This window comes from Roseburia sp. AM51-8, from assembly GCF_003478275.1.
Classification (GTDB): Bacteria; Bacillota; Clostridia; order Lachnospirales; family Lachnospiraceae; genus Pararoseburia; species Pararoseburia lenta.
Map to the genome: position 1 here is coordinate 281,361 of NZ_QUEY01000001.1, position 15,149 is coordinate 296,509.

At 46.7% G+C, this 15,149-nt stretch carries 15 protein-coding genes and 1 pseudogene; 15 read left to right on the plus strand and 1 reads right to left on the minus strand.

The window, feature by feature from the left end; translation table 11 throughout:
* Positions 1-103: 103 nt before the first annotated feature.
* The 5 genes from DW996_RS01410 (at position 104) to thiI (ending at position 6,421) form a co-directional block, all read left to right on the plus strand.
* Positions 104-2,146, plus strand: a complete 2,043-nt coding sequence (locus DW996_RS01410; protein ID WP_118534656.1) for a methyl-accepting chemotaxis protein — start codon at positions 104-106, stop codon at positions 2,144-2,146.
* Between the two features lie 137 nt (positions 2,147-2,283).
* Positions 2,284-3,240 (plus strand): 50S ribosomal protein L11 methyltransferase, encoded by a 957-nt coding sequence (prmA, locus tag DW996_RS01415; RefSeq protein ID WP_118534657.1) that lies wholly within the window; start codon positions 2,284-2,286, stop codon positions 3,238-3,240.
* Positions 3,241-3,352: 112 nt separating this feature from the next.
* Positions 3,353-4,003 carry an RsmE family RNA methyltransferase gene (locus DW996_RS01420; RefSeq protein ID WP_243098651.1) on the plus strand — a complete coding sequence of 217 codons (651 nt, stop codon included), beginning with the start codon at positions 3,353-3,355 and terminating at the stop codon, positions 4,001-4,003.
* Between the two features lie 68 nt (positions 4,004-4,071).
* Positions 4,072-5,226: a cysteine desulfurase family protein gene (locus tag DW996_RS01425; protein WP_118534658.1), complete on the plus strand. Its 1,155-nt coding sequence runs from the start codon at positions 4,072-4,074 to the stop codon at positions 5,224-5,226.
* Positions 5,227-5,239: 13 nt separating this feature from the next.
* Complete coding sequence (gene thiI / locus DW996_RS01430) at positions 5,240-6,421, plus strand: tRNA uracil 4-sulfurtransferase ThiI (RefSeq protein ID WP_118280958.1); 1,182 nt, start codon at positions 5,240-5,242, stop codon at positions 6,419-6,421.
* 50 nt (positions 6,422-6,471) lie between these two features.
* Here the strand turns inward: thiI and DW996_RS01435 are convergent, their stop codons facing one another.
* Positions 6,472-6,705: an HPr family phosphocarrier protein gene (locus DW996_RS01435; protein ID WP_118280959.1), complete on the minus strand. Its 234-nt coding sequence runs from the start codon at positions 6,703-6,705 to the stop codon at positions 6,472-6,474.
* A gap of 116 nt (positions 6,706-6,821) precedes the next feature.
* Here DW996_RS01435 and mtaB point away from each other — a divergent pair, with 116 nt between their 5' ends.
* The 10 genes and pseudogenes from mtaB (at position 6,822) to aroC (ending at position 15,133) form a co-directional block, all read left to right on the plus strand.
* Positions 6,822-8,210, plus strand: coding sequence for a tRNA (N(6)-L-threonylcarbamoyladenosine(37)-C(2))-methylthiotransferase MtaB (mtaB, locus tag DW996_RS01440; protein WP_118534659.1), 1,389 nt, complete (start codon positions 6,822-6,824; stop codon positions 8,208-8,210).
* Positions 8,211-8,310: 100 nt separating this feature from the next.
* A complete protein-coding gene (locus DW996_RS01445; RefSeq protein WP_118280961.1) occupies positions 8,311-8,577 on the plus strand; it encodes an IreB family regulatory phosphoprotein in 267 nt (88 codons plus the stop codon).
* A gap of 18 nt (positions 8,578-8,595) precedes the next feature.
* Positions 8,596-9,021 (plus strand): Holliday junction resolvase RuvX, encoded by a 426-nt coding sequence (gene ruvX, locus DW996_RS01450; protein ID WP_118534660.1) that lies wholly within the window; start codon positions 8,596-8,598, stop codon positions 9,019-9,021.
* Positions 9,022-9,037: 16 nt separating this feature from the next.
* Positions 9,038-9,295 (plus strand): DUF1292 domain-containing protein, encoded by a 258-nt coding sequence (locus DW996_RS01455; protein ID WP_118280963.1) that lies wholly within the window; start codon positions 9,038-9,040, stop codon positions 9,293-9,295.
* 27 nt (positions 9,296-9,322) lie between these two features.
* Positions 9,323-10,996 carry a ribonuclease J gene (locus DW996_RS01460; protein WP_118280964.1) on the plus strand — a complete coding sequence of 558 codons (1,674 nt, stop codon included), beginning with the start codon at positions 9,323-9,325 and terminating at the stop codon, positions 10,994-10,996.
* A 132-nt stretch (positions 10,997-11,128) separates the two neighbouring features.
* Positions 11,129-11,638, plus strand: a complete 510-nt coding sequence (locus DW996_RS01465; RefSeq protein ID WP_334294510.1) for an O-methyltransferase — start codon at positions 11,129-11,131, stop codon at positions 11,636-11,638.
* Between the two features lie 42 nt (positions 11,639-11,680).
* Positions 11,681-12,910 (plus strand): peptidase U32 family protein, encoded by a 1,230-nt coding sequence (locus DW996_RS01470; RefSeq protein WP_118534661.1) that lies wholly within the window; start codon positions 11,681-11,683, stop codon positions 12,908-12,910.
* 86 nt (positions 12,911-12,996) lie between these two features.
* Positions 12,997-13,328: pseudogene (locus tag DW996_RS13810) on the plus strand (lactonase family protein).
* 8 nt (positions 13,329-13,336) lie between these two features.
* Positions 13,337-13,963, plus strand: a complete 627-nt coding sequence (locus DW996_RS13815) for a lactonase family protein (RefSeq protein ID WP_330428699.1) — start codon at positions 13,337-13,339, stop codon at positions 13,961-13,963.
* Between the two features lie 72 nt (positions 13,964-14,035).
* A complete protein-coding gene (gene aroC, locus DW996_RS01480) occupies positions 14,036-15,133 on the plus strand; it encodes a chorismate synthase (protein ID WP_118280968.1) in 1,098 nt (365 codons plus the stop codon).
* Positions 15,134-15,149 lie beyond the last annotated feature (16 nt).

Consider the following 15,149-nt stretch of genomic DNA (forward strand, 5'->3'; position numbering starts at 1 on the left):
AAATGCAAAGAAAATCAGAAATTATGCATAATTTTCAGAAAAATCTTGTGTGATATGTCGAAAAAGTGCTATGATGGAAAAAGTAAAGGAGGAACGGAGTCCTATGAAAAAGAAAAAACAACAGAGGAAAAGAGGAATCGCGGAGGAGATACAGGTCAGTATCTTGTCAAAGGTAGTCATCGTATTTGTTATCGTTGCGGCAGTGGTTACCTTTATGGTGGGCAACATCAGTCTGAGTGCCCAGAAGAACGACCTGGAGATGCAATCCAAAGCAGCAGCATACCAGTTGGAGATATTCTTTGAGGAATACACGACGGTCGCAGAACAGATGGCACTAAACACAGATGTGCAGACTTTATTGGAGGAGACCGGACCGGGAGCCAATATTACAGAGTCAGAGCGTTATGCAACCGTATTCAATTCTATGAAAAAGACCGTGGCAGCAGACAGTGACAACATTCAGGCAGTCTGGGTCGGCGATATTGATGCCAATGTTCTGACACAGTCAGACGGCTATACCAGTGGCAGTGATTTTGAGATCACAGAGCGTGCATGGTATAAGGCAGTAGAAGAAGAAAAGACCATCCTTACGGATGCATATGTAGATGCCAGCACAGGCAATGTGATCCTGAGTGCGGCTACTCCGGTATATGACCAGAGCGGACAAAATATCATCGGTGTTGCAGGTGTGGATGTGGCACTGGATCATATCGATGAACTTTTACCGGAATACAAGATCGGAAACAATGGATTTGTTATTCTGGTTACTTCTGAAGGCAATGTGATCTATCATCCGAACACGGACAACCAGCAGAAGAGTTTGAGCGAGTTGAATGTAGACAAGACCTTGATCCAGACAGTTGAGGGAGGTAAAGATACTTCCGTACATTATTCCGCAGATGGAAAGAGCAAATACGGTTATGTCGGAAGAATTGGTTCGACCGATTATCTGACCATTTCCTGCTTACCGGCAAGTGAATATTTTGCAAGTCTGATCCGTTGTATCATCGTTGTATTGTTGCTTGTCATTGCAGGTATTGTCGTTATCATCATCACGATCCGTCATCTGGCAACCCAGTTGACTAAGCCGATCGTTGCTTTGAATGATGTGGCACAGGAACTGGCAGAAGGCAATCTGGATGTGACTCTTGATATCGCATCTGAAAATGAGATCGGGGAACTTGCAGATTCTATTCAAAAGACAGTAGATCGTCTGAAAGAATATATCAATTACATCGATGAGATTTCTTCGGTATTGGATCGACTGGCAGATGGTAAGTTGAAGTTTACCTTGAAGTATGATTATGCAGGAGAGTTTGCAAAGGTTAAGACCGCCCTGCTTCATATCTCAGGATCCTTTGAGCAGATGATCGAAGATATCATTGACAGTTCTACGCAGGTATCTATCGGTGCGGATGAACTTTCCAAGGCTGCACAGAATATCGCAGAGGGTGCTATGACGCAGGCTGCATCTGTGCAGGAACTTGTTGCAACAACCGAATCCGTATCACAGCAGGTAGAGGAAAATACCGAGGATGCGCAGAAGTCTGCAACAGAGACATCCCGTGTTACCCATATGATGCAGGATAGCAGAGAACAGATGAATCAGATGATGGAGGCAATGAACAAGATCACGGAGACATCCAATGAGGTTGTCAGTATCATCAAGACGATCGAAGATATTGCAGACCAGACCAACCTTTTGGCACTCAATGCTTCTATTGAGGCTGCCAGAGCCGGAGAGGCAGGCAAAGGTTTTGCAGTCGTTGCATCTGAGATCGGATCTCTTGCGGATGACAGTTCTAAGGCTGCAAATAATACTAGGGATCTGATCGAGATCTCCTTGCAGCAGATTGATCGTGGTTCCAGTCTGGCACAGAATGTTGTGCAGTCTATGCAGGATGTACTGGATGCCGTCGAAGAAGTCAATGGCATGATCGGTAAGAGTGCAGAGAACAACGAAGCACAGAACCAGAGCATGGAGCAGATCCGTGTCGGCATTGAAGATATTTCCAAGGGCGTTGAGGACAATTCCGCATCTGCCGAGGAGACATCAGCAACTTCTCAGGAGTTGGCAGCACAGGCGGCTACCTTGGAGGAACTGGTTAAGAGATTTGATCTTAAGGATCATGGTAGAGAAGAATAAAAGAACTTTAGTAAAATGCGGTTGCCCGGTGTGGTGACCGCATTTTTGCGCGTATTCACGCATTGTCAAAACGGGCAATCCATGGTACAATACATTAGTTTAGCAAGGCTATATGTTATAGAAAATGGAGAATAGATATGCGGTGGAATAAATACACGATAAATACAAGAACGGATGCAGAGGAATTGGTCTGTGCCATGCTATCGGAACTGGGCATTACCAGTGTAGAGATCGACAACTTTATCCCGGTTCCGGATGCGGACAGACAGGGCGGTGTATTTGAAGAACTGCAACCGGATCTGCCGGAGGACGATGGATCTTCACGCATTAGTTTTTATCTGGAAGAAGATGAGGCAGACGCATCCGAGATCTTGGAAAAAGTAAGACAGGCTTTGGACGATATGTCAACGTATGCCCAGATCGGCGAGGGTACGATCACGACTGAAATCTCAGACGAGGCGGATTGGCGTGACAACTGGAAAGCCTATTTTTCTTCTTTTTCCATCGGCAATATTTTTATTAAACCTACCTGGGAAGACATGCCGGAGGACAAATCGGATATGACACTTGTGGAGATCGATCCGGGCGTATCCTTTGGTACGGGAAAGCACGAGAGTACCCAACTGGTGATTCGCCAGTTACAAAAATACCTGCAAGAAGGCAATCAAGTCCTTGATGTAGGATGTGGCAGTGGTATCCTTTCTATCGTGGCATTAAAACTCGGCGCACAGCATGTGGTAGGCACAGATATTGATGAGGATTGCATTGCATCCTCTTATGATAATTTTGCAGTCAATCACTTAGACAAGTCTCTGGGCGATTTTTATGTAGGAAATCTCATTGATGATGAGGCATTGCAGGATAAGGTGGGAAAGGAAAAGTATGATGTCGTGGTAGCCAATATTTTGGCAGACATCATTATCCCGATGGCTCCGGCACTGGCTGCAAGCATGAAGCCGGGGGCAAAACTGATCACTTCCGGCATTATTGATTTCAAGGAGCAGGAAGTAGCGGATGCGCTGATTGCGGCAGGACTACAGGTGGTAGAAAGCAATGCGCAGGGAGAATGGCGCAACATCACGGCTTGTAAATAGAGCCGATGTTATGAGAATAAGGAGTTAGGATGCAACAGATTTTTGTGGATCAGTCGGTCAAGATCGATGATACATTTATGGTAGAGGCGAGGATGCCAGACATTTGCTACAGGTGCTCCGTATGCGCCAGGGAGAGCAGCTTCGTGTCAGCACGCATGAGGGCGACAATTATCTGTGTCAGATAGATTCGGCGGACAAAGGACAGGTCACGCTTCGGGTCTTGGAAGAAGTGGCATCTACCGAATTAGAAAAACGTATTTACCTTTTTCAGGCAGTGCCAAAGGGTGACCGCATGGAAACGGTGATCGAAAAGGCGGTGGAACTGGGTGTTTATGAGATCATCCCGGTGGAGATGAAATATTGTGTGGTAAAACTGGATGCCAAGAAAAAGGCTGCGCGCCTCAAACGTTATCAGGCGATCGCAGAATCTGCGGCAAAGCAGTCCAAACGCAGCCGCATCTCGGTCGTACATGATTTCATGACTTACCGTGATGCCATGGCTTACGCAAAAGAGTGTGATCTATGTCTGGTGCCTTATGAATGTGCTAAGGGCATGGAGGCGACAAAAGATGCTCTGACAAAGATCCGGGATGCAAAGACGATCAGCATCATGATCGGACCGGAAGGTGGATTTGCAAAAGAAGAGATCGATGCAGTAAAAGATTGCATGCAGGTCGTCTCTTTGGGAAGCAGGATCCTGCGCACCGACACAGCGGCGATCACGACCATGTCCATGGTCATGCTTGCGACAGAAATGCAATAAAATGCCTGTGGATTCTGGCAGGTATATGAATAAACTAAGAGTAATAGAATGATAGAATAGGAAAAAAGATGGAAGCATATTTAGACAACTCAGCGACCACGCAGTGCTCACAGGAAGCAGCAGATCTGATGATGCGCCTGCTCCGGGTGGATTACGGCAATCCATCCTCTCTGCATAACCGTGGTATGGAAGCCGAAAACTATGTAAAAGAAGCAAGAAAACGGATCGCGCAGACACTCAAGGTAAATGAAAAAGAAATTTATTTTACCTCCGGGGGGAGCGAGAGTAATAATCTGGCGATCGTGGGAAGTGCGCTTGCCAATAAAAGATCCGGCATGCATGTGATCACGACGGCGATCGAACATCCTTCGGTGGCAAATCCTTTTGCCTATTTGGAAGAACAGGGATTTGCCGTTACTTATCTGCCGGTGGATGCTTATGGCTGTATTTCCTTACAGGATCTAAAAGATGCCATGTGTAGCGATACCATTCTGGTATCCATCATGCATGTAAATAATGAGATCGGAGCCGTACAGCCGGTGGAGAAAGCGGCGCGTCTGATCAAGCAGACCAATCCAAACTGTCTCTTTCATGTGGATGCCATCCAGTCTTATGGCAAATTCCGCATTTATCCGAAGCGCATGGGAATCGATCTTTTATCCGTCAGTGGGCACAAGATCCACGGACCAAAGGGCAGCGGATTTTTATTTGTAAGAGATAAGGTCAAGGTGCATCCATTGATCCTTGGCGGTGGTCAGGAGAGAGGACTCCGTTCCGGTACGGAAAATGTACCGGCAATCGCAGGTCTGGGGCAGGCAGCCATGGAGATCTATCAGAATTTTGATGCCAAGATCATGCAAATGTATCGTCTGCGTGATTATTTTATCGCAGAAGTAGAAAAGATTGACGGCGTCAGTGTCAATGGTCACAAGGATCACAGTAACGCACCGCATATCGTCAGTGTCAGCGTATCCGGTGTGCGCAGTGAAGTGCTCCTGCATGCCCTTGAGGACAGAGAGATCTATGTCTCTGCCGGAAGCGCATGTTCTTCCAACAAGCCGGCGGTCAGCAGGACTTTGCAGTCGATCGGATTGAAACGCGAGTTGTTGGAGTCTACGGTACGGTTCAGTTTTTCCGTACACACGACAAAGGAAGAAATTGATTATGCGTTGGAGGCTATGGCAGAACTGGTTCCAATGCTGGCAAAATACAGAAGAAGTTAAAAAGGAGAAAATTATGTATAAGGCATTTTTGATCAAATATGCAGAGATCGGTATCAAGGGCAAGAACCGCCATCTTTTTGAGGATGCACTGGTGCGCCAGATCTGTTATGCTCTGCGCAGTGTGGATGGCACTTTTCATGTGCACAAGCAGCAGGGACGTGTGTTTGTGGAAACCGAAGGTGACTATGATTATGAGGAGACCATAGAAGCACTCAGCCATGTTTTTGGTATCACAGGCATCTGTCCGGCTGTCATGGTCGAGGACGAGGGCTTTGATAAATTGGCAGAACAGGTTGTTTCCTATATGGATCAGATCTACCCGGATAAGCACATGACCTTTAAGGTAAAGGCACGTCGTGCCAGAAAGAATTATCCGATGGATTCCATGGAACTCAATGCAGCCTTGGGCGAAAAGATTCTGGATGCGTTCCCGGATATGAGCGTGGATGTGCACGATCCGAATGTGATGCTTTATGTGGAAATCCGTGAGCAGATCAGTTTTTATTCCGAGGAGATCCCGGGACCGGGCGGTATGCCGGTCGGCACAGGCGGAAAGGCAATGCTCCTTTTATCCGGTGGTATCGACAGTCCGGTTGCAGGCTATATGATCTCCAAACGTGGTGTTGCCATTGATGCGACTTATTTCCATGCACCGCCTTACACTTCCGAGCGTGCAAAGCAAAAGGTCGTTGATCTGGCAAAGGAGATTTCAGCCTATACGGGTCCAATCGATCTGCATGTGGTCAACTTCACAGATATCCAGTTGGCTATCTATGAAAAATGCCCGCATGAGGAATTGACGATCATTATGCGCAGATACATGATGAAGATCGCAGAACATTTTGCAAAAGAAGATGGCTGTTTAGGATTGATCACAGGCGAGAGTATCGGACAGGTGGCATCCCAGACCATGCAGTCTTTGATGGCGACCAACGAAGTGTGTACCATGCCGGTATATCGTCCGCTGATCGGATTTGACAAGCAGGAGATCGTAGAGGTGTCCGAGAAGATCGGTACTTATGAGACATCCATCCTGCCGTATGAAGATTGCTGTACGATCTTTGTGGCAAAGCATCCGGTGACAAAGCCGAATGTGAATGTGATCAAAAAGTCAGAGGAGAAACTGGCGGATGTGATCGACGATCTGATGGATCAGGCAATCAGTACCGTCGAGACGATCCATGTAGAAGCATAGAAAAAAGCATCCTGCTATATGCAGGATGCTTTTAAAAGTAGTCAAATGAATTATTTGATAATGTATGGCTCAAGTGCTGCCATAACTTCTGTCGTGTCTTCATCGGTATGGATGGTAAGATCGATCGGCTTAGAGAGGTCTAAACTGAAGATACCCATGATAGACTTGGCATCGATCACGTATCTGCCGGAGATGAGGTCGAAATCGAAATCATACTGGCTGATCGTATTTACGAAAGATTTAACTTTATCAATTGAATTTAAAGAAATCACAACTTTTTGCATGTTATATGCCTCCTTCAATGTATTGATTTTATACGCTTATCGTAATTCATTGCATGGGAAAAGTCAATGAAAAACATGCACAAAAGGAACGGGTGATCTTAGCAGGGAAAAGGACAATGACAACAAGAAAAAGAGCCGCGCTTCATAATTTGGGGTGCAAGGTAAATGCATATGAGACGGACGCGATGCAGGAGTTATTGGAGCATGCCGGATATGAGATCGTAGCCTTTACAGATGTGGCAGATGTGTATGTGATCAATACCTGTTCGGTAACGAATATGGCAGACCGCAAGTCACGCCAGATGATCCACCGGGCAAAAAAGAAAAATCCCCACGCTATTGTCGTGGCGGCAGGCTGCTATGTGCAGACAAGCACAGAAGAAGTCTTGGCAGATCTGGCAGTGGATATCGTCATCGGCAACAACCAGAAAAATCATCTGGTGGAGCGCATCGCAGAATTTGAAGCCAAAAATCCAACCAGTCTTGCAGAGGGCGCCGAGAAATCGGCAGATGCCGGAGCGGTGGAAGAAAAGGTCGTCGACTGCGTGGACATCAATCAGGATGGGCAGGATTATGAGTATTTTCTGGTCAATAAGACTGCCGAACATACCAGAGCCTTCATCAAGGTGCAGGATGGCTGCAATCAGTTCTGTTCTTATTGCATCATCCCTTATGCCAGAGGACGTGTGCGTAGCCGCGCGATCGAGGACGTGGTAAAGGAAGTGGAAGGGCTTGCAAAAAGCGGCTACCGCGAAGTGGTTCTGACCGGGATCCATCTGAGTTCCTATGGTCTGACAGAAAATTATAACAGTGGATTTGAGCACAATCACTTATTGGAATTGATTGAAGCGGTTGCAAAAGTGCAGGGCATTGATCGCATCCGTCTGGGTTCTTTGGAGCCGCAGATCATCACGGAAGCATTTGCGTCCCGCCTGGCAAAGGTGGACAAGATCTGCCCGCATTTTCATCTTTCTTTACAGAGTGGATGCGATGCGACCTTAAAGCGCATGAACCGCAAATATACGGCGGCAGAGTATGAGGCAGGATGTGCCATGCTTCGCAAGTATTTTGATGCGCCGGCGATCACGACCGATGTGATCGTGGGATTTCCGGGCGAGACAGAAGAAGAATTTGAGACCACAAAAGAATATGTAGACCATATTGGCTTTTATGAAATGCATATTTTCAAATATTCCAAACGCAAAGGCACAAAGGCGGCAGTCATGCCGGATCAGGTGGATGAGAAGATCAAGGCCAGGCGCAGTGACATCCTGCTGACCTTGGAAGATGTCATGTCACATGCTTACCGCCAGTCCTATGTGGGGCGGGAGGTAGAAGTCCTGTTCGAGACCCCATGGGAGTGGGATGGCAGATCCTATTATACAGGATATACGAGAGAATACATCCGCGTGGCTTATCCGACAAATGAGGATCTTTCCAACCAGATCAAAAAAGGTATTTTAGGCGAGCAGATCGCGGAGAATATTTATCTTTTGCGGGAATAATACAAGGGAAAGACGCAGAGTTCTTTACAAATTTGTTACAATATACTAAAATGTAGTTAATTAGCTTGATAACAAAAGAGCAGATAGGTGCGGATTTATTATGCAGAATTTAAGTAACACACAGTATTTCAGAGTTGAAAAGGAGACACCGACTTCCGTTAAGGAGATCCTTCGTATTGTCTATGAAGCATTGGATGAAAAGGGATACAATCCGGTCAACCAGATCGTAGGTTATATCATGTCCGGCGATCCGACTTTCATCACCAGTCATAAGAATGCGCGTAGTCTCATTATGAAGGTAGAACGCGACGAACTCGTAGAGGAGCTTCTCAAGGAGTACATCGCAGGAAAAGCATGGGAACATTAGGAAGCGGTAGGCGTTAGATTGAGTAGAGTACTTGGATTAGATTATGGAACAAAAACGGTAGGGGTCGCTATCAGTGACCCTTTACTTTTGACTGCCCAGGGTCTTGAGATCATTCGAAGAGAAAAACCGAGTAAACTTCGTAAGACCTTGGCAAGGATTGATGAGCTAATTGCATCTTATCAGGCAGGTAAGATCGTGTTGGGATACCCCAAGAATATGAATGGCACAGAGGGAAAGCGTTGTGAAGAGACGCTCGCTTTCAAGGAGATGCTGGAGAACCGCACACATCTTGAGGTTATCCTATGGGACGAAAGATTGTCGACCGTCACCGCGGACAAGACGATGATGGAGACAGGCATCCGCAGAGAACATCGGAAAGAATATGTAGACGAGATCGCAGCCATGGTGATCTTGCAGGGCTATTTGGACTCGCTACAGGTATAAGTGGAAGGAAGATCATATGGAAAGCATTACATTAGTTGCCCCGGATACAGCAGAGGAGATTACTGTTTATGTGTTAGAGGAGACGACTTTAAATCAGCAAAAGTATTTACTGGTGACCGAGGACAGTCAGGGAGATACAGACGCTTTTATTTTAAAAGAAGTTGCAGCAGATGACACAGACTCCACTTATGAAGTGGTAGAGGACGATGTGGAGTTTGAAGCGGTCGTAAAGATTTTTCAAGAGTTAGTGGAAGATACTGACTTTGAGATGTAAAGAAAACAAAACAACAGGAGGTATATTTTGAACAAAAAACAACAACAGAATACAGGGAAATTAAAGATCATTCCATTGGGCGGACTGGAACAGATTGGAATGAACATCACTGCTTTCGAATATGGCGAAAGCATTATTGTCGTGGATTGCGGACTTGCATTCCCAGAGGATGACATGCTGGGAATCGACTTGGTTATCCCTGACATTTCTTACCTGAAAGAGAACGAGGACAAGGTCAAAGGTTTCTTTATCACCCATGGTCACGAGGATCATATCGGTGCTATTCCTTATGTTATGAAGGAACTCAATGTGCCGATCTACGCAACCAAACTGACCAATGGTCTGATTGAGAACAAGTTAAAAGAGCACAATCTTTTGACAAAAGTAAAACGCAAGGTCGTAAAGTACGGACAGCATATCAATCTTGGAGATTTCCGTGTAGAGTTTATCCGTACCAACCATAGTATCCAGGATGCAGCGGCACTTGCTATCTACTCACCGGCAGGTATTGTGGTACACACCGGTGACTTTAAAGTGGATTACACACCGGTTTATGGTGATGCGATTGACTTGCAGCGTTTCGGAGAACTTGGCAAAAAGGGAGTTCTGGCACTCATGTGTGATAGTACCAATGCAGAGCGCAAGGGCTTTACCCAGTCAGAGCGTACTGTAGGAAAGACGATTGAGGCGCTTTTTGCGGAACACACAAATTCCCGCATCATCATCGCGACGTTTGCGTCCAATGTAGACCGTGTGCAGCAGATCATCAATATTGCCCACAAGTTTGACCGAAAGGTAGTGGTGGAAGGACGCAGTATGGTCAATATCATTGCCACGGCATCAGAACTCGGTTATCTGAAGGTGCCGGACAACACTTTGGTCGATATTGAGATGTTAAAGAATTACCCGGATGAAAAGACGGTACTGATCACGACCGGCAGCCAGGGCGAGTCTATGGCAGCTTTGTCGCGTATGGCAAATGGCACCCACCGCAAGGTATCCATCAAGCCAAACGATACCATCATTTTCAGTTCCCATCCGATCCCGGGAAATGAAAAGGCGGTAACCAATGTCATCAATGAACTCTGCAAAAAGGGAGCCAACGTGATCTTCCAGGATGTGCATGTTTCCGGACATGCCTGCGAAGAAGAGATCAAACTGATCTATTCTCTGGTACATCCGAAGTATGCGATCCCGGTACACGGAGAGTACAAGCATCTGATCGCACAGGCAAAGATCGCAGAAAATCTTGGCATGGATAAGGACAATATCTTTATCTTATCTTCCGGCGATGTTCTGGAACTGGATGAAAACAGTGCAAAGGTGGCAGGTCATGTGCACACAGGTGCGATCATGGTCGATGGACTCGGCGTTGGTGATGTCGGCAATATCGTATTGCGTGACCGCCAGCATTTAGCAGAGGATGGTATCATTATCGTAGTGCTTACCTTAGAGTCCGGCAGCGGACGTGTCCTGGCAGGACCGGATATCGTGTCCCGTGGATTTGTCTATGTGCGTGGCGCAGAGGATCTCATGGACAGCGCAAGAGCAGTATTGAATGAGACCATGGATCGCCTGCAGGATAAGAATGTGACAGACTGGACAAAGATCAAGAGCGAGATCAAGGATTCTCTGGGAGATTTCGTATGGAAAGAGACACAGAGACGTCCGATGATCATGCCGATCATTATGGAAGTGTAAGATGATAGTAGATGAACGTTTCCTGACCTATCTAAGATCCTTAGAAGGTCAGGAGATTGATTATATTGCTGCAATAGAAAAGAGGCATTGGAAACCTATGTGCCTATCATCCGCAAAGATACGCAGACTTTTATGAAGTTCTTAATGCAGACCCTGCGTCCTGAGCAGATCCTAGAAGTCGGTACGGCAGTCGGGTTTTCTGCGCTTTTGATGGAGGCATATGATCCCGCCGATTGCCAGATCACGACGATCGAGAATTATCCGCCGCGGATACCGATCGCGCGGGCGAATTTTGCGCGGGCAAAAAAAGAGGCGTGTATCCATCTGATCGAGGGGGATGCGCAGGAGGTTCTGCCGACCCTGACAGGTTCCTATGATTTTATCTTTATGGATGCAGCCAAGGGACAGTATCCCATTTTTTTGCCGGAGATCAAGAGGCTGATGCATTCCGGCAGTGTTCTGGTGACGGACAATGTTTTGCAGGACGGAGATCTGATCGAGTCCCACTATGCGATCGAACGGCGCAACCGCACCATCCATAAGCGGATGCGGGAATATCTTTACAGCCTGACGCATGACGAGGATCTGGTATGCAGTATCCTGCCGGTCGGTGACGGACTTGCCGTCTGTACCATGAAATAAGAACGAATGGGATAGAATAGAATTTTAAAATTGGAGTCATACATGAGAAACATTGAGTTGCTGGTGCCAGCCAGCAGTCTGGAAGTATTAAAAGTAGCCGTGATCTTTGGAGCGGACGCGGTATATATCGGTGGCGAGGTCTACGGGCTGCGCGCCAAAGCCAAGAATTTTTCAAAAGAAGACATGGCAGAGGGCATCGCTTTTGCTCATGCGCATGGGGTTAAGGTTTATGTGACAGCCAACATCCTGGCACATAACGGAGATCTGCCCGGCGTGCGCCGCTACTTTGAAGAATTAAAGGAATTAAAACCGGATGCACTCATCATTGCGGATCCGGCGGTCTTTACGATCGCGCGCGAGGTCTGCCCGGAGATCGATGTCCATATCAGCACGCAGGCGAACAATACCAATTATGGCACTTACAATTTCTGGCATGGACTTGGCGCTACCCGTGTGGTATCAGCGAGGGAGTTATCTTTGAAGGAGATCAAGGAAATTCGTCAGAATATCCCGGATGATCTGGAGATCGAGACTTTTATCCATGGGGCTATGTGCATTTCCTATTCCGGCAGATGCCTGCTCAGCAATTATTTTACCGGACGAGATGCCAACCGTGGTGCCTGTACCCATCCTTGCCGCTGGAAATACGCGGTGGTAGAGGAACAGCGGCCGGGCGAGTATCTGCCGGTCTATGAGAATGAGAGAGGAACTTATATCTTTAATTCCAAAGATCTTTGCATGATCGAGCATATCCCGGAACTGATCGATGCGGGGATCGACAGTTTTAAGATCGAAGGTCGTATGAAGACAGCCCTTTATGTGGCGACGGTTGCGAGAACCTATCGCAAGGCGATCGACGATTATCTGGAATCCGAGGAAAAATACCATGCCAATATGCCATGGTATCAGGAGCAGATCTCAAATTGTACTTACCGCCAGTTTACCACAGGATTTTTCTTTGGAAAGCCTTCTGAGGAGGCACAGATCTATGATAGCAACACCTACATTAAGGAATATACTTATCTTGGCATTGTTGGGGAATGTAATGCCGAGGGCTTGTATGCGATCGAGCAGCGCAACAAGTTTTCTGTAGGAGAGACTATTGAAATTATGAAGCCAAATGGCGATAATATAGAAGTAGTCGTAAGACGTATTGTAAATGAGGATGGGGAAGATATGCCGAGCGCACCGCATCCAAAACAAAAATTATGGATTGACTTAGGACAGCCGTTAGATCAGTTTGACATCTTAAGGAGAAAAGAGGAGGACTAAGGATTATGGCACAGGAGAAGTATGTAGCATATGTAGGAACTTATACGCATGAGAATAGTATTGGTATTCATGTGTATGACATTGACATGGAAAAGGGAAAACTGACAGAGCGCAGTGTCGCACCGATCAGTAATCCATCCAATATTGCGTTGCACACAACGGCAAATATCTGTATTCCATTGAGGATGAGGGTGTTGCTTCCTTTTCTATCGATGAAAATGGGGATCTGACCAAGATCAATCAGGCATGGATCGGTGGCATGCGTGCCTGCTATGTAGAAATCGATTCCAATGACCGATATCTGTTTTTGGCGGGATTTCATGATGGCAAGGTGACCATGATGCGCCTGAATGAGGATGGAAGCATTGCCGGTATCGCAGATGGTGTCTTTCATCAGGCGTCGGTAAAAGTTCAGTAGAAAAGCGTATGGATCCGAGAGTGTCCTGCACCAAATTGACACCGGATGAGAAGTATCTTTGCGCAGTAGATTGGGGACTCAACCAGATCAAGATCTATGAGGTTGATTATGAAGAGGGCAAACTGCATTTATATGATATTTTGCGTTTCCCATTCAATAGTGCACCGCGTCGTATCCGTTTTTCCAAGGATGGCAAGTTTGCCTATGTATTGGAAGAGACAACGAATATGGTTGATATATATACCTATGACTTGCGTGAAGGCAAACCGGTATTTGAAAAGATCAAGACGACCTCCGTTCTGGAAAAAGAGGATTCACTGGCATCCGGTTCTGCGCTTGAGTTTGCACCGGATGGTAAGTATCTGTATGTATCTTTGGACGGAGCCAACGAGGTGGTCTGCCTTGCCGTAGGTGAGGATGGTCTGATTTCCATTGAGGAAACGACCAAGATCAGCGGGGATTATCCGAAGTGCATCACTATTTTGCCGGACAATAAGACACTGGTCTCTTTGAACCATGATTCCAATGAGATCCGTACCTTTACCGTAGATCATGAAAAGAAATGTGTTTTGATGAAAAATCCACCCGTTAAGGTAGATAAGCCGAATAGTATAGTGGTACACAAATTAGTATAGTTTTCGTCTGGTTATCCTGTGGAGAGTTCGCTTTTCATGGGATAATCTGGCATTGATAGGAGATAAAAGCGTATGGCTGGATCAAGTTTTGGTGAAGCATTTCGCATCAGCACCTGGGGGGAATCCCATGGCGCGGCACTTGGCGTTGTCGTGGATGGCGTTCCGGCAGGACTGAGGCTGGATACAAACAGAATACAGGAATTTATGGACAGAAGAAAACCGGGACAGTCCAAGTTTACGACGGCGAGAAAGGAAGCAGATGCCATTGAGATCTTATCCGGTGTTTTTGAGGGAAAGACAACAGGAACGCCGATCTCTATGATGGTAAGGAATGCAGACCAACATTCCAAGGATTATTCCAATATTGCGGAGATCTTCAGACCGGGGCATGCGGATTACACTTTTTATGAAAAATATGGAATCCGAGATTATCGCGGCGGCGGCAGATCCAGCGGCAGAGAGACGATTGGCAGGGTCGCGGCAGGGGCGATCGCCATACAGATTTTAGAGGAACTTGGCGTTGAGATGTGCGCATATACAAAGGCAATCGGACCGGTTGCTATCGCTTCTTTTGATGCAGATGAGATCAGGAAAAATCCACTTGCCATGCCGGATGCTGAGGCTGCAAAGAAAGCGCAGGCTTATCTGGAGGATTGCATCAGTAGACAGGATTCAGCAGGCGGTGTGATTGAGTGTCGGGTCAAGGGGATGCCGGCAGGCGTTGGTGAGCCTGTTTTTGATAAGTTAGATGCCTCTTTGGCGAAGGCAATGCTATCCATCGGAGCGGTAAAAGGCTTTGAGATCGGAGATGGTTTTGCGGTTGCAGCAAACAATGGATCTGTCAATAACGATGCTTTTTGTATGCAGGATGGGACTGTTAAAAAGGAGACCAATCATGCAGGCGGCGTGCTCGGTGGCATGAGCGATGGCGATGAGATTATCTTTCGTGTGGCAGTCAAACCGACACCATCGATCAGCCAGCCACAAAAGACCGTGAATGTGCATGGCGAGGAGCAGACAATTGAGATTCATGGCAGACATGATCCTGTCATCGTACCCCGGGCAGTGGTGGTTGTGGAGAGTATGGCAGCGATCACACTTGTCGATGCGCTTTTTTCAAATATGAGTGCGCGCATGGATCGTATCGTTGATTTTTATCAGAAAAAATAATTGTTATTATATATAG